General features: G+C 58.4%; 19 protein-coding genes and 1 tRNA gene. 11 read left to right on the top strand and 9 right to left on the bottom strand.

The genetic code is table 11. The annotated features are described in order from the left end of the window. Positions 1-5: 5 nt before the first annotated feature. From accB to BMY55_RS12475, 4 genes are all read right to left on the bottom strand, one after another. Entirely contained in the window at positions 6-503 is a 498-nt protein-coding gene (gene accB, locus BMY55_RS12490; protein WP_091431063.1) for an acetyl-CoA carboxylase biotin carboxyl carrier protein, read from the bottom strand. A gap of 200 nt (positions 504-703) precedes the next feature. Then, positions 704-1,102: a hypothetical protein gene (locus BMY55_RS12485; protein WP_091431061.1), complete on the bottom strand. Its 399-nt coding sequence runs from the start codon at positions 1,100-1,102 to the stop codon at positions 704-706. A gap of 103 nt (positions 1,103-1,205) precedes the next feature. Further along, positions 1,206-1,748: a LuxR C-terminal-related transcriptional regulator gene (locus tag BMY55_RS12480; RefSeq protein ID WP_091432526.1), complete on the bottom strand. Its 543-nt coding sequence runs from the start codon at positions 1,746-1,748 to the stop codon at positions 1,206-1,208. A gap of 173 nt (positions 1,749-1,921) precedes the next feature. After that, a complete protein-coding gene (locus tag BMY55_RS12475; RefSeq protein WP_091431060.1) occupies positions 1,922-2,203 on the bottom strand; it encodes a glucose-6-phosphate isomerase in 282 nt (93 codons plus the stop codon). A gap of 387 nt (positions 2,204-2,590) precedes the next feature. Between BMY55_RS12475 and BMY55_RS12470 the strand changes: the two genes are divergently transcribed. The 8 genes from BMY55_RS12470 (at position 2,591) to BMY55_RS12435 (ending at position 11,539) form a co-directional block, all read left to right on the top strand. Beyond that, complete coding sequence (locus tag BMY55_RS12470; RefSeq protein ID WP_091431058.1) at positions 2,591-3,931, top strand: XRE family transcriptional regulator; 1,341 nt, start codon at positions 2,591-2,593, stop codon at positions 3,929-3,931. Positions 3,932-4,072: 141 nt separating this feature from the next. Beyond that, the gene (locus tag BMY55_RS12465; RefSeq protein ID WP_091432523.1) at positions 4,073-4,441 is read left to right on the top strand and encodes a response regulator transcription factor; all 369 of its coding nucleotides are present in this window, start codon (positions 4,073-4,075) and stop codon (positions 4,439-4,441) included. A 54-nt stretch (positions 4,442-4,495) separates the two neighbouring features. Next, positions 4,496-4,810, top strand: a complete 315-nt coding sequence (locus tag BMY55_RS12460; RefSeq protein ID WP_245744739.1) for a hypothetical protein — start codon at positions 4,496-4,498, stop codon at positions 4,808-4,810. Further along, the gene (locus BMY55_RS12455) at positions 4,810-7,521 is read left to right on the top strand and encodes an ATP-binding protein (protein WP_091431056.1); all 2,712 of its coding nucleotides are present in this window, start codon (positions 4,810-4,812) and stop codon (positions 7,519-7,521) included. Before BMY55_RS12460 ends, BMY55_RS12455 begins: the two co-directional genes overlap by 1 nt. A 58-nt stretch (positions 7,522-7,579) precedes the next feature. After that, on the top strand, positions 7,580-8,578 hold the full coding sequence (locus tag BMY55_RS12450; RefSeq protein WP_177179344.1) for a FliM/FliN family flagellar motor C-terminal domain-containing protein: 999 nt from the start codon (positions 7,580-7,582) through the stop codon (positions 8,576-8,578). 95 nt (positions 8,579-8,673) lie between these two features. Continuing rightward, positions 8,674-9,000: a TraR/DksA family transcriptional regulator gene (locus BMY55_RS12445; RefSeq protein ID WP_091431052.1), complete on the top strand. Its 327-nt coding sequence runs from the start codon at positions 8,674-8,676 to the stop codon at positions 8,998-9,000. 67 nt (positions 9,001-9,067) lie between these two features. Then, positions 9,068-9,280 carry a hypothetical protein gene (locus BMY55_RS12440; protein ID WP_091432520.1) on the top strand — a complete coding sequence of 71 codons (213 nt, stop codon included), beginning with the start codon at positions 9,068-9,070 and terminating at the stop codon, positions 9,278-9,280. Positions 9,281-9,421: 141 nt separating this feature from the next. Further along, positions 9,422-11,539, top strand: coding sequence for a 3-hydroxyacyl-CoA dehydrogenase NAD-binding domain-containing protein (locus BMY55_RS12435; protein WP_091431050.1), 2,118 nt, complete (start codon positions 9,422-9,424; stop codon positions 11,537-11,539). Between the two features lie 28 nt (positions 11,540-11,567). Here BMY55_RS12435 and BMY55_RS12430 read toward each other — a convergent pair whose 3' ends face one another. Beyond that, on the bottom strand, positions 11,568-11,783 hold the full coding sequence (locus BMY55_RS12430; RefSeq protein WP_091431048.1) for a hypothetical protein: 216 nt from the start codon (positions 11,781-11,783) through the stop codon (positions 11,568-11,570). A 154-nt stretch (positions 11,784-11,937) separates the two neighbouring features. Here BMY55_RS12430 and BMY55_RS12425 point away from each other — a divergent pair, with 154 nt between their 5' ends. Continuing rightward, a complete protein-coding gene (locus tag BMY55_RS12425) occupies positions 11,938-12,195 on the top strand; it encodes a DUF2312 domain-containing protein (RefSeq protein WP_091431046.1) in 258 nt (85 codons plus the stop codon). Between the two features lie 52 nt (positions 12,196-12,247). On the opposite strand, the gene BMY55_RS12420 is transcribed toward BMY55_RS12425, so the two are convergent. After that, a complete protein-coding gene (locus tag BMY55_RS12420; RefSeq protein WP_091431044.1) occupies positions 12,248-13,123 on the bottom strand; it encodes a hypothetical protein in 876 nt (291 codons plus the stop codon). An 89-nt stretch (positions 13,124-13,212) separates the two neighbouring features. Here BMY55_RS12420 and BMY55_RS12415 point away from each other — a divergent pair, with 89 nt between their 5' ends. Both BMY55_RS12415 and BMY55_RS12410 read left to right on the top strand, forming a co-directional pair. Next, complete coding sequence (locus BMY55_RS12415) at positions 13,213-14,874, top strand: ABC transporter permease (RefSeq protein ID WP_091431042.1); 1,662 nt, start codon at positions 13,213-13,215, stop codon at positions 14,872-14,874. A 47-nt stretch (positions 14,875-14,921) separates the two neighbouring features. Next, positions 14,922-14,997: transfer RNA gene (locus BMY55_RS12410), tRNA-Thr, on the top strand. A gap of 831 nt (positions 14,998-15,828) precedes the next feature. Here BMY55_RS12410 and BMY55_RS12405 read toward each other — a convergent pair. The 3 genes from BMY55_RS12405 to pyrC form a co-directional block, all read right to left on the bottom strand. Then, entirely contained in the window at positions 15,829-17,328 is a 1,500-nt protein-coding gene (locus tag BMY55_RS12405) for a replicative DNA helicase (RefSeq protein WP_091432517.1), read from the bottom strand. A gap of 157 nt (positions 17,329-17,485) precedes the next feature. Further along, the gene (locus BMY55_RS12400; RefSeq protein ID WP_091431040.1) at positions 17,486-18,166 is read right to left on the bottom strand and encodes an orotate phosphoribosyltransferase; all 681 of its coding nucleotides are present in this window, start codon (positions 18,164-18,166) and stop codon (positions 17,486-17,488) included. 20 nt (positions 18,167-18,186) lie between these two features. After that, positions 18,187-19,227, bottom strand: coding sequence for a dihydroorotase (gene pyrC / locus BMY55_RS12395; protein ID WP_091431038.1), 1,041 nt, complete (start codon positions 19,225-19,227; stop codon positions 18,187-18,189). Positions 19,228-19,273: the final 46 nt, after the last annotated feature.

Raw genomic sequence — 19,273 nt, 5'->3', positions numbered from 1 at the left:
GTCCCTTATTCGATAATCATCAGGGGTGCGCCGAATTCAACGGGGGCACCATCTTCGACCAGAATGCGTTTGACCGTGCCCGATCGCGGTGCCGGTATCTGGTTCATGGTTTTCATCGCCTCGACGATCAGAAGGGTCTGCCCTTCCTCAACCTTGTCGCCGATGCTGACAAAGGCAGGCGTGCCCGGTTCGGCTTGCAGATAGACCGTGCCGACCATCGGGGATGGGACGGCACCCGGATGGCTTGCCGGATCGTCCGACGCGCGCGCGGTGCCGCCTGCCTCCGCAACCGCAGGTGATGGTGCCGGGGCGGCTGCCATGGCCGGAGCGGGGGCCGGTGCAGCAATCTGGACAACTTCTTTTGCGCGGCTGACGCGGACATTCAGACTGTCATTTTCACCATAGTCGCGCATGACCTCGACTTCGGACAGGTCATTTTCCTGTAGGATTTTTGCCAGTGCCTCGATGAAGGACACGTCATTTTCATGATGTTTTTTCGTCATGGGTCCTCACCCTTGTTTATTTTGCCCAGTGTTCGCGCAGGCAATGCATGATTGCAACGCTTATAGGACGCCAGGTAAAGGGAGAAAAGCGATTAAAGTGGCTCGTGGAAAGCCTGAGCCACAGATTTTTGTGAAACACTGTTGGTTGGTAGGAGTATTCCAACGTGTTGAAGGATGGTCCGGTCTGTCCGTTCAGCCATTTATGGATGTGGTATCGTCAACATCCCTGATGGTGTTGAGTTGTCATCGTCCGCTGACGCCGTCCCGATACGATCATCCTGCTGGTCGCGTGCACGTTCAGTTTCAAGTCGGGCCAGTTTTTGCTGCAACTTCTGGTCCAATTCCAGGATGTTCACCTGAAAGCTGGGCGGCGGTCCGGCCAATGTGTCAGGTTCAATTTCAACCTCTGATGATGTCGGTGCAGCCTTATCCCGGGCTTGCGAAGCCGCGCTGGGATTTTTCGAGTTATGCATGTCCGCGCGGGCCTTCCCGGCGTTCGGCGCGGCTTCGATTTTCGAGCTGTCGGGCGGCTTGCGCGCCGGCGTGTTGGCCAGCAAACTGGCCTGTGCCCCCAACGGGGCTGGTATCGTGAATTCCATCGTCTTGCTCCGTCTTCGGTCGGTCCCCACCGTTTTCGAGAATAATTAAGTATTCTTTCGAAAGCGTTAATCGGGACACGCGGAAACGAGGAATGGCGAACCTCTAGAGCGGCATACCCGAGAATTTCGCCACCAGTTCGGGCAGCTTGCGTGCTCCGAATTTTTGCAGCAGCCGCGCGCGGTGGGCTTCAACCGTGCGATAGCTGAGGTTCAGCATCAGGCCTATTTCTTTTGATGTGCGGCCCTGGCAAGTCAGGATCGCTACATCTCGTTCTCTTGGTGTCAATGCCACGACAGGACGTTCGGCAGAGAGATCTGCAAAGCTCCAGACCCCTTGTTTGAAAGGCGTTTCCGGCGTCAGGCTGGTGCCACGCACGCGGCACCAGAACAGATCGCCATTCAGGCGGCGCATGATGCGCTCGTCTTCATAGCGGCCAGTTTTTCTAAGCCGGTCGCCACCAACCCGCTCGACCTTCTCATAGTCTTTCAGGGACGGGTATAGCCGTTCCAGTGGCATATCCGTGAAAGCGTCCACCTGATCGCCGAACATCTCGGCAAAGCGCAGATTGCACTGCCGCACGATCCGGTTTTCGGTCAGCGCCAATCCGGTCGGTGCGTGCATGAAGGCAAGATCCATAGGCGTCATTGTTACATCCTGCCAAAGGTTTCGCAGCAATTCAATTGACTGCAATATTGGGTGACAAAGGCCAGTGCAGGAAGTTTCATGCAACAAGACCAGCCCGATTGGGCAGCGCGTTACAAACTCCAAAAAAAGGGGCGCGCCCGAAGACGCGCCCATTGTGTTCAATTATATGCCGATCAGACAGGGCAAGGACGGGTGCGATAGGTGCCGTCGCCATTGGAATAGGCACATTGGTTGGTCTGGTAGTTGCGCGCAACCATGATACCAGCCGCTGCCCCGGCCAAGGTCGTCAGCACGGTCCAGTTCTTGTTGGCACCGATGGCGTTAGCGGTGATCAGCCCGGCACCAATCCCTGCCACACCACCAACAATTGTTTTTTCCTGATCGGTCAGCGGGCGACTGCAAGCGGGCAGTGCCAGCACCGCAACGCTGGCGAGGGTCAAAATGGCTTTCTTCATAGTATCCTCCTGGATGAATCATGAGTTCACCTTAGTTTGTAAGGAATTGTAGCTGCAAGGGAATGTTGCGCGGGTCGCACAGGCAGGAAGCGGCGGGAACCCGCCAAGGATGTTTGGCTTCCTCTTACAGTGCTCGTTAAACCAGCCGTTTTTCACGCCAGAACGGCGATCACAGTCTGAAACATTCGACATTTCAGATGTTCGATGAGAGGTTGTGGCGGCACCGCCGAGGCTTTACATACACCGATCATACCTTTGCTCAGTGCTGAAAAGTGCATCACAAGCCGCTAAGATAAAACAGATTTCTTGTAAATGGGCGAGAAAGAGATCAATGTTATTGTAAAGCCTTGGCGGTGATCCGGCCGGAAAAACGATAACGGAGTTGCTATGCCACAGTCCCGTCTGACAGGAAGCCGCATTCGCGAGCGCCGATTGTTTCTTGGTCAGAAGCAATCAGCACTCGCTGCGGCCGTCGGTATCTCTGCGGCGTATCTCAACCTGATTGAACACAACCGCCGCCGGGCCGGGGGCAAGTTGCTGCAAGACATTGCGCGTGAACTCAATACCGACCCCCGATCACTGACCGAAGGGGCCGAAGTCGCACTGTTGGGCGCGCTTCAGGAAGCCGGGCAAAGGATGCCCGAATTGGCACCGGAATTGCATCGATCCGAAGACCTGGCAGGACGATTTCCGGGATGGTCGGCGCTGGTCGCCGCCCAACATCAGCGCATTCGCGATCTCGAGCAACTGGTCGAAGCCCTGTCTGACCGGTTAACCCACGATCCCGAATTGGCGGCTTCCTTGCACGAGGTTATTTCGGCTGTCACCGCAATCCGGTCGACTGTCGGCATTCTGACCGGAGGTGGAGACATCGACCCGGAGTGGAAGTTGCGCTTCATGGGCAATATGCGCGACGAGGGGCGGCGCCTTTCCAACGCAGCGCAAGGATTGGTCCAGTATCTGGACGCGGGTGCGGATCGCGACATGGCGCCAGTCGTGCCGGGCGAGGAACTGTCCGCATTTCTTGATCGTCGGGATCACCATCTTCCCGAACTCGAAGGGCTGGACGGTGCGACGCCAGATCAGGTTGCGGCAAGAATTGACGCGCTGATTGCGCAGGTGGACAGTCTGCAAACCTCGTCCGCAAAAGACGTCACACGCCACCACTTTCAGCAATATGTCGAAGATGCTGCGGCAATGCCGCTGTCCGTGTTTCAGAAAGTGCGAACCGAAACCGCTGGCGATCCAAGCCAACTGGCAGTCCATTTTCATCAATCATTACCCGCGGTCATGCGTCGTTTGGCCTTTGTTCCTGCTGGGGATGACCATCAGGCAGTCGGGCTTGTGTCATGCGACGGATCGGGCGCGTTGTTTTTGCGCAAACCATTGCCCGGTTTTTCGCTGCCGCGCTTTGGGGCGGCCTGTTCCTATTGGCCGCTGTATCAGGCTCTTAGCCGTCCGGGGCATCCGCTGCGCACAGTGGTTGAGATGCCGGGACCAACACCGCGCAGGTTTCTGTGTCAGGCCATCTGTCTGCCGCGAGAGGCGTTACGCTTTGACCTCCCTCCGGTGCACGAAGCGTTCATGTTAATCGAACCCCTGGATGAGACGCGAACAAGTAATCTGGAAGGTCCTGTTTTGCCTGTAGGTTCCTCCTGCCGCCTCTGCCCGCGGAGGGAGTGCGCCGCCCGACGCGAGGCGTCGCTTCTGTCCGCAGACCCCACGTGATGCCGCGAGAAGTCGAGCCTTTCGCACGGGTTGAAGCGATGCTGCGGCGTCAGTCGGGTTTGGTTTGTTTTGACATGGGTGTGTGCATTGTCGATATTCATTCGCAAGGGCGTGGCGAAAGCCGCCCGAGCGGAGGGACAGATGACAAAACAGGTGCTCGTCATTGAGGACGAACCAAATATTGTCGCGGCGATCAGTTTCATCCTAAGTCGAGATGGCTGGTTGGTAGAAACGCATACCAATGGCGAGACAGCCGTGCAGGCCGTGCTGGACGCCAGACCCGACGCCTTGATTCTTGATGTCATGCTGCCGGGCCGGTCTGGCTATGACATTCTGCAGGAGTTGCGCGCGCATGACCTGACGCGCCGATTGCCTGTCCTGATGCTGACGGCCCGGGGGCAGCGCACCGATCGCGAACAGGCCGAGCGGCTTGGAGTGAACCGTTTCATGACCAAGCCATTCTCAAACGCCGAAGTCGTCGACACCCTGAACGAGCTTGTGCCGGGTTAGAAACGCGATGCCGTACCGCAGGACCCCCATATTGCCTAAACGGGCGGACCTAGCATGAGGTTTCGGCGTGAACCCCTTTTTCTGGCGCGCCAGAGCTATCGGCGGCGACGGTTGGAGGATGCCGCGAGGCTCTTGCCGATTTTGGGCGTGTTCCTGTTTCTTCTGCCGTTGCTGGCCAGGGGGGCTGGCACCGCTGCACAGGGGATGTATTTATTCATTGCATGGTTTGGTCTGATCGTCGCAACAGCGGTCATCGCGCGGGGGCTGACCCGCTGGCCCGACATGTCGCAAAACCCGAACGATGATCTGTCATTACCCTCCCCAGACGATCCGTCGGAACCGGCACCGCGTCGCGAGGGACGTGACTGATGCTCAGCTTCAATACGCTGGTCGCGGTCTGCTTGCTCTATGTGATGGTTTTGTTTCTGGTGGCGTTTGCCGCTGACCGCAGTGCGGCGCGCAACAAGAACCGGTTTCTCAGTTCTCCGCTGATCTATACCTTGTCACTGTCCGTCTACTGCACGGCCTGGACCTTCTATGGTGCGGTCGGGTATGCCGCGCGGTCCGGGCTTGAGTTTGTGACCATTTATCTGGGGCCGACCCTCGTGATGATCGGCTGGTGGTGGTTTTTGCGCAAGCTGGTTCGGGTTGGCCGCGCGCAGCGAGTGACGTCAATCGCCGATTTGCTGTCGTCGCGTTATGGCAAGTCAAACCTTCTTGGGGTGATCGTGACGCTGATCGCGGTCATCGGAACCACACCGTATATTGCCTTGCAGTTGCAGTCGGTTACACTGGCCTTCTCGGTCTTTGCGCGCGATCGGTCGGCGGGCTGGAACGTTCCCGATATGGATGCCACCGCCCTTTGGGTGGCGGGCGGTCTGGCGTTGTTCACCATCCTGTTCGGGACACGAAACCTTGATGTCAACGAACGCCACCACGGGGTTGTCACCGCCATCGCGGTCGAGGCCGTGGTCAAGCTGGTCGCCCTGCTGGCCGTGGGAGTCTTCGTCGTTTGGGGCGTCGGTGGTGGGCCGGTCAATATCGCGCTTGCAGTTGACGAGGCGATGCAGGCCACCCCCGGCGGTGCGTGGACCATCACCGGTGGGCGCTGGGTCGGGCTGACCTTCCTGTCCGCTGCCGCATTTCTGACCCTGCCGCGTATGTTCCATGTGCTGGTGGTGGAAAACCCCGGAGAGCGCCAGCTTGCCGTCGCCTCTTGGGCTTTCCCGACCTATCTGTTCCTGATGAGCTTGTTCGTCGTGCCGATTGCCGTGGTCGGTCTTGGCACCTTGCCAGCAGGTGAAAACCCGGACCTGTTCGTTCTGACCATCCCTTTGCATTTTGATCGGGACGGTTTGGCGATGCTGTCATTTCTTGGGGGGTTCAGTTCGGCCACATCCATGGTGATTGTGGCTTCGATTGCCTTGGCGACGATGGTGTCAAACCATATCATCATGCCAATCTGGTTGTCGATCAGGCCCGAAGAAGCCACCGTGTCGGGCGATGTGCGTCAGGTGCTTCTGGCTGCGCGCCGGTTGTCGATCATCGGCGTTCTGGTGTTGGGTTATCTGTATTTTCGTATGTCTGGCGGCGGCACGGCGCTGGCCGCAATCGGGATGATTTCCTTCACGGGCGTCGCACAGGTTTTGCCCGCGATGGCCGGTGGCTTACTTTGGCGAGGAGCCTCGCGCAACGGTGCGGCAGCCGGGCTTGTCACCGGTTTCGCCGTCTGGGCCTACACCCTGTTTCTGCCCAGCTTCGGCGAAGCGGGTCTGATGAGCGCGACCCTGCTGGCCGAAGGGCCATTGGGAATCGCATTGCTGAAGCCTCAGGCATTGTTTGGTGTCACCGGGTTGGATCCGGTCGTCCACGCTGTATTCTGGTCGATGATCCTGAACAGCTTTGCCTTTATTGGCGTGTCGCTTGTCTCATTTCCAGGTCCATTGGAACGTTTGCAAGGCGCGCAGTTTGTCAATGTGCTGGATCATACTCACCAAACGCAGGGTGGCGTTTTTCCGGCAGCTGCTGCCGAGGATCTGCTTGTGATGGCTCAACGCACCATGGGGGCAGATGCCGCGCAGTCATTGTTTCAGACCCAAGCCAGTGCGCAAGGGAAGGAAGGGTATCTGCCCGATACGACCCCTGATTTCATTGCGCTGTTAGAGCGTGAGCTTTCCGGTTCGGTTGGCGCGGCAACGGCTCATGCAATGATTGCTCAGATCATGGGGGGGGCCACGGTGTCCGTCGATGATTTGATGGCCGTGGCGGATGAAACCCAGCAAATGCTGGTTTATTCGTCGCAGTTGGAGGCAAAACAATCAGAACTGACCACCACCGCGCGACAGCTTTCGGCGGCCAATGAAAAACTGACGCAGCTGTCGATCCAGAAAGACGCATTCCTGAGCCAGATCAGCCATGAATTGCGAACGCCCATGACCTCGATCCGCGCGTTTTCCGAGATTTTACGCGATGGGGGTGTCACCGACGCGGAAGCCGCTGGACGACATGCCTCGATCATTCATGATGAGGCGCTGCGCCTGACACGGCTGCTGGATGATTTGCTTGATCTCAGTGTGCTTGAACACGGGCAGGTGCAATTGAACCCGCAACGTGAAGTCCTGTCGAAAGTTCTGGACCGCGCCGTGGCCGCCACGCAGTCGCTGATCGTTGCTGAAGATCTGCGCATCCACCGCGATCACGCGCGCGAACAGATCATCGTCGCCACAGATACAGACCGACTGGCGCAGGTGTTTATCAATCTGATTGCCAACGCGGCGAAATACGGGGATGCCAAATACAAGCGCCTGACCATTCGGGTCAGCGTGCGGGACAGCGTTTTGCGGCTTGATTTCGTGGACAACGGATCAGGCATTCCTACTGAAAGTCAGGCGATGATCTTCGAGAAGTTTTCTCGGTTGACAGACAACGCCGCTGCGGGTGGGGCAGGTCTGGGGCTGGCCATCTGCCGCGAGGTCATGGACAGGCTGGGCGGGGCGATTACCTATCTGCCGGGCCAACGCGGGGCGGCGTTCCGGGTCACGCTGCCGCTTGAAAAAATACCGCATCGCGGACTGAATTAAACGTATTGTCAACTTTGTTTTGTCAGGTCTGATGCTATACGACCAGAACGGACCAGACATGGCTGACCCCGATCAGATCAGCGCGATCCGCCAAAAGGCCGGTGCGCGCCGCCCGCCACCCGAGATCCCGCCGGTGACAGCCGCTGTGGCTCTGGGCAAGGCTTTGGCGCGCGCAGGGGACGCGACCGCCGGCCTTTCGATCAACGCGACCGATGTGACCGAAGACCGTGTCGTCTTGTCAGTATTGGACGGCGACATTGCCGAGCACGATCTGCTTGCCATCGCGGAAGGGGCTGACAGCCGATTTGGCTTGTTGGTTGCGGACCCTGATCTGATTGCCGCGGTGATTGAAATGCAAACAATTGGGCGCGTGTTGCCCAGCCCTGCGCACCCCCGCCCGACGACGCGAACCGATGCGGCCATGTGCGCGGATTTCTTTGACCTTGTGCTGGAAGGGCTGGAAAGGGCTCTGACCGCGGCCCAGCTGCCGGTGGCAAGCCTTTGCAATGGGTTCCGTTTTGCGCTCCAGTTGGATGATTATCGCGCTGCCAAGATGGCTTTGCCTGATATTGCGTATCGGAGATATCGGGCGGTTCTTGATCTGGGCAACGGCGGCAAGCAGGGACATCTGACACTTCTGCTGCCATTTGACGCGACCAAGCCACCCGCTGCGCATAGGTCTGGCGCAGGACCGGAAAAGCCGTCTGAAACGCCGCCTGCCATACTCGGCGCACGAGTTGAATTGCATGCCATTTTACATCGAGTTCGCATGTCGCTGGACAATGTTTCTGGATTGGCCCCTGGCATGGTGATCACTTTAACCCGAGACGTGCTGGACAGCGTCGAGCTGGAAGACCTGACCGGGCAGATACGTGCCACCTGTCGGCTCGGGCAGGCGGCGGGCCAGCGGGCGCTTCGGATCGAGATGGATCCGTCCGCGCAGCGTGCCGACCTGCATGTTCCGGGCCTGTCCGCCCAACCCGAACAGACCGCCGCATTGTCAGCCCGTTCAGACGGTGTTGATGCAGAACCAGTATTGGCCCCCGAAAGTCAATAAATACCTCACTTTACAACCGTCGGTGGTCGGCTTGACCTGCATCAAAGCAACCTGCTTTGCTTGGTTCCAATATCAGGTCGAGAAGGAGAAACGCCATGGTTGATGTGAGCAAGTACCAAAGCATGTTGCAGGCGCGCCAGAAAGAGCTGGATGCGCGGCTTCACGAGATCGAAGAAGAACTGGAGAGTCATAGCTCAAAGGACTGGGAAGAACTGGCTGTCGAGCGAGAAGAAGACGAAGTGCTTGAAGGTTTGGGGACTTCGGGGCAGGATGAGCTTGTGAAGATCAAAGCGGCGCTCGCGCGGATCGACGAAGGCGAGTTTGGCTTCTGTATGACCTGCGGCACCGAGATTTCATCGGAACGCCTTGATGTTGTGCCGCATACACCATTCTGCCGCGATTGCGCTGCGAAACACGCCTGACGCACCCGTTTGGTGCTGACATGGCGTAACGAACCCGAACACATCATCACGAACCTTGGAGGAGAAAATGGCATTTGAAGAGCTTAAAGCCTCGATCAGCATGATCCTGGACGAAATTGCCAAGCGACCCGAAGACCGTCATGTGTTGCAAGAACAGCTGCGCGAGAAAATCTCGGAGTTGGAAAAGACCGGCCAGCCGGTGCCCGAGGATTTCCGGAAGTTTGAAGCCGACCTTGAGGATGATGACGCCGACGATCTGTTCGATAATATGCCGGTTTGACCGGAACAAGCGCGCGACCGGTCAAGCGGACGCGTGCCACCCAAGCAGTGTTCTGCTTGCGGCATTGTCGACCGGCTGGTCGAAAGTGATCAGTTTTCGCCCCCAGACCATTGACAAAAGGCGCTTTTATCTGGCGACTGAATGCAGGCAGGGACGGAGGCGCAGATGACAGCACAGGTTCAGTATGACGTCGAGGATGGCGTCGCCCTCATCAAGATTTCAAATCCACCCGTTAATGCGCTGAATCAGGTGGTCCGGCAGGGCTTGATGGACGCGTTTGAACGTGCCGATTCAGACGACCGCGTCGGGGCCATTGTCCTGTCTGCTGAGGGGAAAACCTTCCCGGCGGGCGCCGATGTGCGTGAGTTCGGACGCCCACGGGCGGCCCCCATCCTGTCGGATGTCTGCGCCCGGATCGAAGCCTGCAAAAAACCGGTGCTGGCGGCCATCCACGGTCACGCGCTGGGTGGCGGGTTTGAACTGGCTCTGGCCTGTCACTATCGCATTGCGCTGCACGATGCGATCATGGGATTGCCTGAAGTCAATCTGGGTGTGCTGCCAGGTGGCGGCGGGACGCAACGGATGCCGCGCATTACTGGCGCGAACGCCGCACTTGATCTGATGATCACCGGCAAGCCCATCTCGGCAGATCGGGCCGCCGAGATGGGCTTGATCGAGAAGGTGATTCACAAGAATCTTGACCGGGCAGCGCTGGCATCTGCCAAGAACATGATTGCGCAAGAGACCCCGGCACGCCCCACGCGCGAGCGAAGTGAAGGGTTCGCGGATCCTGTCCGATACACCGAAGCGATCAAGTCGTGGCGTGGTCGTGTCGCCGGGAACTTTGTTCCCTCGGTCCGGTGCATTGTCGATTGCGTCGAATCCGCCCTTTTGTTGCCGTTTGATGCTGGCATCGCTTTGGAGCGGCAATGTTTCGATGATTGCGAACGAGGGTCTGAGGCCACGGCGTTGCGTCATGCGTTCTTTGCCGAACGACGCGCAGCAAAAGTGCCCGAGTTGGAAGGGGCCAAGCTGCGTGATGTGTCAGCCATTGGGGTTGTTGGTGCGGGCACGATGGGGGTGGGCATCACGATTTCCTGTCTTGATGCAGGCTTTCCCGTCACTCTGGTCGAACGGGATAATGACGGTCTGGCGCACGGAGTGGACAGGGTCCGGGATAATTATGAGAAATCGGTTGGCAAGGGGCGCATTGATCAGGCCGCAGCAGACGACCGTATGGCCCGCCTGCGCGGTACCACCGACATGGCCGATCTGTCCCAAGTTAATCTGGTCATCGAGGCAGTGTTCGAAGATGAAACCGTCAAGCGCGATGTGTTTCAACAACTGGACAAGGTCATGCGCCCCGGTGCCATTCTGGCGACCAATACGTCATATCTGGATATTGATGCGCTGGCCGCGACGATTTCGCGTCCGCAGGATGTTGTCGGGTATCACTTCTTCTCACCCGCCCATATCATGAAGCTGCTTGAGGTTGTCGTGGGCGCAAAAACCCACCGTGATGTGGTTGCCACCGGATTTGCGTTGGCGAAAAAGCTTCGAAAAGTGCCGGTGCGGGCCGGTGTCGCCGATGGATTCATTGGAAACCGCGTTCTGGCGGCGTATCGTCTGGCCGCAGATTTCATGCTGGAAGACGGCGCGAGCCCCGCGCAGATCGACGCGGCGATGCGGGCTTATGGCTTTCCGGTCGGGCCGTATCAGGTTCTTGATATGGCGGGGCTTGATATTTCATGGGCACGTCGCAAGCGCCTTGCCGCGACCCGTGACCCAAGCGACCGCTATGTGGCGATTGGCGACCGGATGTGTGAACAAGGATGGTTCGGTCAGAAGGCCGGCCGTGGTTATTATGTGCATGGCCACGGGCTTGGGCCGGTGGAAAATCACGACGCACTGGCAATCATCGAGGATGAGAGGCGCAAAAAAGGCATTAGCCCGCGCGCCTTTTCAAATGATGAGATTCAGCAGCGATGCCTGAGCGCCATGGTCAATGAAGGCGCGCGACTGCTGGACGAAGGTGTAGCGCTCCGCCCTTCGGATATCGACGTGGTCTTGCTGTATGGTTATGGGTTCCCGCGCTTTCGCGGGGGACCAATGATGGCCGCCGACCAACGTGGGTTGTTGACGGTTAAGAATGCGTTGAAATCCTATCAGGAGGAAGAGCCAAAATTCTGGGCGCCATCCCCTCTGTTCGACGAGTTGATCAAGAACGGACGGCATTTCAGTGATCTGAACGACGATTGATAGGTGGTGCCGCGGACAGCGCCCGGCGTCAGGACAGGGAAACGCCCAGGATCACAAACATCAGCCCGATCACGGACAAGGCCAATCCGCCCATATTCAGGGCCATCGCTTTCTGAACCCGCGCGCGCAGGGCGGCGTCGTCCAGATTTTCGCGCTTTGCCTTCATGACCTTGAACGCACTGGCCAGCAATCCAGCCAGTCCGACCAGCGACATGACCGCTCCGATGATGATCAGCCAATCCATGGCGTCCTCCGTTCTTATGACGATCGCCTAACGCGCCACGCGGATCGGTGCAACCCCGGCGGCGCTTTGCCGTTTCACAATTTCGCGGCATCTGCCGCTCTTGAAGCGGACAGGGGGATTGGCTAGTCAGAGGCAACCCGAAGAAGAGGATCACATGGACGACACTCAGGCCGATAACAGCTATCGCGTAACCGCCAACGAACTACGCCAATTCATAGAGCGGATTGAGCGGCTGGATATGGAAAAGAAAGACCTTGCAGATCAGCAGAAAGAGGTGATGGCCGAAGCCAAGGCGCGTGGCTATGACACCAAGGTCATGCGCAAGGTCATCGCGCTGCGCAAACGCGACAAGGATGACATCGCCGAAGAAGAAGCGGTGTTGGAAATGTATAAGGAAGCGCTGGGCATGTAAGTCCGGCCGCGCGTGAAGACGAGAGAACCCGCCAATCTGGCGGGTTTTTTGCCTATGTTACCAGAAGGGTAACTCCTTCGATCCGCTCGATCTGATCAAGATCTCGATCATAGGCATCGCTCAGGTCGTCGATCATCGCCTCAGTCCAGCCCGGAAGGTCGATTTCCTCTTCGATTTCGTCAGGGATGGCATATTTCTCGAGAAATGTGACGATTACCCGCCGGCGCTGTTGTGGGCTGGGGATCTCGGTTTTTCCCAGATAATCCAGCATCCTTTGAAACCCGTCTGGAGTCATGATTGGTCTGAGAATATCCAGCGCCCCATCCAGCGGTTTACTGTCGTTTACGCCCGTGATCACCTGCATGATCTCGGGCCATAAAAGTGGTGTGTCTTCGTTGCACCAGACGATGATTGGTGTGGCGGGATTGGCTTCCCGGATCGTCAGCAGCATGTCGGACCACCGCAGGCTATGCGGATCAATCTGGGCCAGCAGGGACGCGCGGTCAGCGGCGGGCACCATACTCAGGACGGCAGGTACGAAGGTGGCCGGGTTGCGCAGCCCGATGAAGAAACTGACCTCGTGATTGGCAAACAGGTTGCGGATCCAAGCCGTGTTGCGTTTGGCAAGGTGATAGAGTTGGTTGTTCTCAATCGAGCGATGCGGCGCGCCCAAGAAGTTCTTGTGGCCCAGGACCAGCCGCTGGGCGTCCGTGCTATCGACCAAGGTATCCAGCAACATTTCCTGCGTGTCGTCATCGGCGCGTGCACCCTGTAGCTTCACCAGCGCGTCGGCCAACAGCCCCCGATACCGACCGGGACCGGGAACAGCGACCCCGAGTTTCGCCAGTTGCCCACTGTTTTTAAGCAGCGATTTTGTCAACTGGTCGTCGTCCGTGCAGTGGGCGCCAAGGTGGAAACAGATTTGCATTCAGAACCGGCCTTTTTTGCAGTCGACCCCATGAAACATATGTTGGATTTCTGGACAGTTAAACCTGTTTCAGGCTAAACGGACAATTGATGACTGACCAAAAGACTCAGATTGCGACACAACGCCGTGACCGCCGCTTGCCAGACCTTTGGTCCATCGGGGCGATTGTGATCGCGCTGTTGGTTCTTTTGCCCATCCTGTCGATCGTCTGGCTGGCCATGACCCCGGCCGAGAACGCGTGGCCGCACCTTCTGAATACGACACTGCCGCGCTATGTTTCAAACACGCTGTTGCTGAGCCTGGCCGTGGGCACGTTGTCGGCGGCGGTCGGCACCGGATCCGCATGGCTGATCACCATGTATCGGTTTCCCGGCGCCCGCTGGTTGGAATGGTTGTTGCTGACACCGCTCGCGATCCCCGCTTATGTCGGCGCCTATGCCCTCGTTGATTTTCTGGAATATGCAGGCCCGGTTCAGACCGGGATGCGCGCCCTGTTCGGATGGGAAAGTTCGGCGGATTACTGGTTTCCTCAGATCCGGTCGCGTTGGTCTGCCGTTCTGGTGCTGACCGCTGCCCTGAACCCATATGTGTTTTTGTTGGCGCGTGCCGCCTTTCGCGAACAATCAGGTGACGCCTATGAGGTTGCGCGCGCTTTGGGCGCAGGGCCATTTGCGCGGTTCTGGCGCGTCGGGATGCCCTTGGCGCGCCCAGCCATCGCCGCAGGGGTCGCCATCGTCATGATGGAAACGGTGTCTGATTTCGGAGTTGTGGATTACTTCGCGGTCCAGACCTTGACCACGGGTATCTTCACGGTCTGGCTGGAAAGTCATAACGCAGGAGGGGCCGCGCAGATCGCATTGGTGATCCTTGTCTTCGTGTTCCTGCTGGCCGCGCTGGAAAAGATCAGCCGATCCCGCAGCCGCTTTTACCGCATGTCGCGTCAAAGCCGTCCGGTCGAGGCGCGCGCGCTGGGGCCTGTGCCCGGCATCATGGCTTTGATTGCCTGCGCCATTCCGTTTTTAGTTGGGTTCGTCTTGCCAGTCTTCGTGCTGTTGGGTCATGCCATTTCCAAACCGGAATATTGGCTGTCAAACGGACTGTTCTCGGCGCTCTGGCATACTCTGACGGTAGGCGGCATCGCCGCCGTTGTAACGGTCGCCGCTGCGCTGTTTCTGGTGTATGGCGTTCGTTTGACCGGGCATCCTGTGCCGCGAAAGCTGATGCCGTTGACCACGATTGGTTACGCCGCACCCGGTGCTGTGCTTGGGATCGGTATTTTGATCCCGATGGCGGCGACGGACAATATGTTGGCCGATGGCGTGCTCGCGATGACAGGCTGGGATCCGGGTCTGATGATGACCGGGACGGCCTTTGCCGTGGTCTATGCATATTGCGTGCGTTTCTTTGCCATTGCGCAAGGGGCCGCAGACGCGGCCATTGGACGTGTTTCCCCCAACTTGCCCATGGCGGCACGATCACTGGGACGATCGGCGCGTGGTGCCTTGTCCGAGGTCTATGTTCCCCTGATCAGAAGTTCGGTCGGCACGGCCTTGCTGCTGGTATTCGTCGACAGCGTCAAAGAACTGCCTGCAACCCTACTGTTACGCCCCTTCAATTATGGCACTCTGGCCACCCGGGTCTATGAGCAAGCATCGCTTGAACAACTCGGCCAAGCCGCCCCACCGGCCTTGATGGTCATCGCCGTGGGCCTGTGCGCCGTGGCCCTGATGGCCCGGGCAAGCCGACCCTAAACCTTTTGCTTGAACCCGCCCGCAGAACCCCTTAAATGCGCAGCAGTGCCCCTATAGCTCAGCTGGTAGAGCAACTGATTTGTAATCAGTAGGTCCGCGGTTCGAGTCCGTGTGGGGGCACCAGAATATACAAATAAAAACAGAAACTTATAGACCTCTGGCCTTGCTTGCCAAAGCGGTGTGTTTCCCAATATAGCAGATATCCAGCAGGGCAGCTTGCGGGTGAATCGCTCAAAAAAAGCGGCCCGCTGCACATGCACGCGGACCGCTCCTGCCGATGCACGCAGAAAGGAGTCACTGCCGTCGGTTTGCTCCGATGGTTTAGGGTCCGTCTGTTTCCTGAAGGACCAGCGGTTGGCGGAAACGCGTTGTGTGACGCCACTCCAATCACGCGGTTAAGAGTTACGTCTCTGCCCTCACGGGGCGCTTTGCAGTCGTCGCACATGCGCACGGCGGTTAGATGATCTTGCCCCATGGCGTACTGTTTTGGGCGGCGGCCGACGGGCATATCGGGGAACACATCATCATGGAACGGAACCGGCAGGGCGCGGTCATTGGCCTGACTGCGAAGGTCTTTTAAGGAACGTCCATTCCCACCTGCATCGTGTGTTCAAGAAATGTCGCGAATACCTCACGGATTAGGTGTTTGTCATTGCCCTGATATTACCTGCGCCAGATTGTGAGCGGTCGGTTTACCGGGTGGCCATCCGGTGAACTGGCGGCGAGCGGTTCGAAGTGGTCTAGTTTACGGGAAAAAGTGAGGAGTGAATAATCTGTGCGCGGCGTAATCGGCTGGGCGGATGGGGTGAGGCAAAGCCAACGCTCGCCAAGTTCAAGATACGCGCCGCTTGACCAATCCGCGCACAGCAGTTGCCCAGAACATCCATGAAGAAGTGAACCGAGCGCGAAAGGTCAGACACGACCGGTTGATGTGGTTCACCCCAGTGATCGCCATCAGAACCCGCTGTCCGAGCTTTGCTGCCATTTCTGCACGAGGTTTCCGAACCGGGTAAACTGGGCTTCGAAGGACAGTTCGACCGTGCCGATGGGGCCGTGGCGTTGCTTGCCGATGATGACTTCGGCTTTGCCGTGCAGGCTGGACATTTCGTCCTGCCAGGCGGCCATGCGGTCCAGTTCGTGGTCGCCGGGTTTTTCGCGTTCCTTGTAGTATTCCTCGCGGAACACGAACATGACAACGTCTGCGTCCTGCTCAATTGACCCGGATTCGCGCAGGTCTGACAGTTGCGGGCGTTTGTCGTCGCGGCTTTCGACCTGACGGCTGAGCTGCGACAGGGCGATGACCGGGATATTGAGCTCCTTGGCGATGGCTTTCATGCCCATCGAGATCTCGGCGATCTCGTTCACCCGGTTTTCGGCCGTGCCGCGACAGAGTTGCAGATAGTCGATGATCAGAAGGTCCAAGCCATGGGTGCGTTTCAGGCGGCGGGCGCGGGCAGCCAGTTGGCTGATCGGCAGCGCGGGCGTATCGTCGATGAAAAGTGGGCAGCTTTCCAGTTCCTTTGCCGCGTTGACGAACCGGCGAAATTCGCCTTCGTCCATGTCGCCTTGGCGGATCTTGTGAGACGAGATTTCCGAGGCTTCGGCCAGGATCCGTCCGGCAAGCTGTTCGGCCGACATTTCGAGCGAGAAGAACCCGACGACACCGCCGTCAATGGCACCTTCGCTGCCATCCGGACGGGTACCTTTCTTGTAGGCTTTCGCCACGTTGAACGCGATGTTGGTGGCAAGCGAGGTCTTCCCCATCGACGGGCGGCCCGCAAGGATCAGCAGGTCGGACGGGTGCAGCCCGCCCAGTTTGTTGTCGAGATCGGCAAGCCCGGTCGAGACACCGGCCAATCCGCCTTCGCGCTGATAGGCGGCGTTGGCGACGTGAACCGCGTCGGTCACGGCCTTCAAAAAACTTTGGAATCCGGAATCTGTCTGGCCTGCTTCACCCAGTTTATAGAGCGCCTGTTCGGCCTCGACGATCTGCTCTTTCGGTTCGGACGAAATATCGACCTTCTGTGCCTTGGACGAAATGTCCTGACCCAGCTGGATCAACTCGCGCCGGATCGCGAGGTCATAGATCATCTGTGCATAGTCACGCGCGGCGAAGCTGGAGATTGCTGCGCCCGCAAGTCGCGCCAGATAGGCGGGTCCACCGAGCTCCTTCAGGCCCTCGTCATCTTCCATGAACGCTTTCAGCGTCACAGGGCTGGCAAGTGCGTTTTTCGAAATCCGGCTGGCGGCGATTTCCCAGATGCGGGCATGGACGGGTTCGTAGAAATGACCCGCATTGATGATCGAGGCGACCCGATCATAGACGTCGTTGTTCGTCAGGACCGCGCCCAGAAGCTGTTGTTCGGCTTCGATGTGATGGGGCAGGGCGTCCTGCACGCCTTCGCTGGCGTCGCCGGATTTAGCGCCCGGAGGAATACTGCTGATCTCGTTCATGACTGCCTGCCCCTTTTGGGGATTGTTTAGCGCCTCGGGATGGTCCAAGGCAAAATGTATGTTTCTGTGATTATCGTGTGGATAAGTCGGAAACATACGTAACCCTACCAGATTTGGTGGGGTCGCGCAAAACAGTCCATACAGATGGTGATGTGCGTCAGCCCTGCATACGCGCTTTTTGCCAGGCGCGCGGGTCTTTCAGGAAGCGCTCCACCTCGTCCAAAGTCTCGGTCGTGAACGCGCCTTGGGCTTTCGCTTCAGCCAGAACATCCCACCATGTGCACAGGTGGATCAGTTGAACACCATGATCGCCAAGGGTTTTTTCGGTCTCGGGGAAGATGTCGTAATAGAAGATCACGGCGGTTGCACCGCATGTCGCCCCGGTTTGGCGAATCGCATCGACGAAACTGAGTTTTGAGCCACCATCCGTGGTCAGGTCTTCAACCAACAGAACGCGCTGGCCTTCGACCATCGCCCCTTCGATGCGGGCGTTGCGGCCATACCCTTTCGGCTTCTTGCGCACATATGTCATGGGCAGGGCGAGACGCTCGGCAACCATGGCGGCAAAAGGGATGCCCGCGGTTTCGCCGCCTGCAATGTTGTCGAACGCCTCGAACCCCGCTTCGCGCATGATCTCGACCGCCATGAAATCCATCAGGGTTGAGCGGATGCGGGGGAAGCTGATCAGTTTTCGGCAGTCGATATAGGAGGGACTGGGCAGGCCCGAGGCCAGCGTGAATGGCTCGTCCGTATTGAAGTTCACGGCCCCAATTTCCAAAAGCATCCGCGCGGTCAGGCGGGCAATCTCATCCTTGGTGGGGAAGGTCGAAGGGATCATGGGCAGCGTCCTTGTTCTTGTTATGTGTCAACCCGCCAGTGCAGCGGAAAGCCCGGATCAAATACGGTCACGGGACCGTCCCCTGTAGCGATCTTCGCGGGATAATTCACGGGGTCGCCCTTGGTCAGCGTGATGGTGTCTTCGTTCACGGGCAAGCCATAGAAAGCGGGGCCATTCAGCGAGGTGAACGCCTCTAGCTTGTCCAGCGCGCCGTCGGCCTCGAACACTTCGGCAAGGCAGGACAGGGTGTTGGTGGCGGTGAAACATCCTGCGCAACCGCAGCTGTTTTCTTTCAACGGGTCGATATGCGGCGCGCTGTCGGTGCCAAGGAAGAATGTCGCATCGCCCGAGGTCGCCGCTTCACGCAGGGCAAGGCGGTGCGTTTCGCGCTTGGCGACGGGCAGGCAGTAATAATGCGGTTTGATACCGCCGACCAAGATGTGGTTGCGGTTGATGATCAGGTGGTGCGTGGTGATCGTCGCGCCCAGCGTGTCACCTTCGGCGCGCGCGTAGTCCACGCCATCCTTGGTGGTGATGTGCTCCATCACCACTTTCAGACCGGGGGTCGCGCGGCGGATTGGATCAAGCACACGGTCGATGAACACGGCTTCGCGGTCGAAGATATCTATGTCGCCGTCGGTGACTTCACCGTGGACGCAAAGAGGCAGGCCGATCTCGGCCATTTTCTCGAACACCGGGCGGACTTTGTCGAAATCCTGCACGCCAGAGGCGGAGTTTGTTGTCGCCCCAGCGGGATAAAGCTTCACCGCTTTCACCAGTCCACGGGTCGCGGCGGCGGCGACATCTGCCGGGTCTGTGTCCTCGGTCAGATAAAGTGTCATCAACGGCTCAAAGCGCATGTCGGCAGGCAGTGCGGCCATGATGCGGTCGCAATAAGCGTTGGCATCGGAGCTTGTCACCACGGGCGGCACAAGGTTCGGCATGATGATGGCGCGCGCGAAATGACGCGCGGTTTCGGGCAGGACGGCTTTCAGCATCTCACCATCGCGCAGATGCAAGTGCCAGTCATCGGGACGGCGGAGTGTCAGGGTCTGGGTCATCGGCACAGGGCATAGCGCAGCAACTGGTTTCGTGCCAGATGATTCG

The organism is Aliiroseovarius sediminilitoris, assembly GCF_900109955.1.
Lineage (GTDB): Bacteria > Pseudomonadota > Alphaproteobacteria > Rhodobacterales > Rhodobacteraceae > Aliiroseovarius > Aliiroseovarius sediminilitoris.
This window is presented reverse-complemented; position numbering and strand designations above follow the sequence as displayed.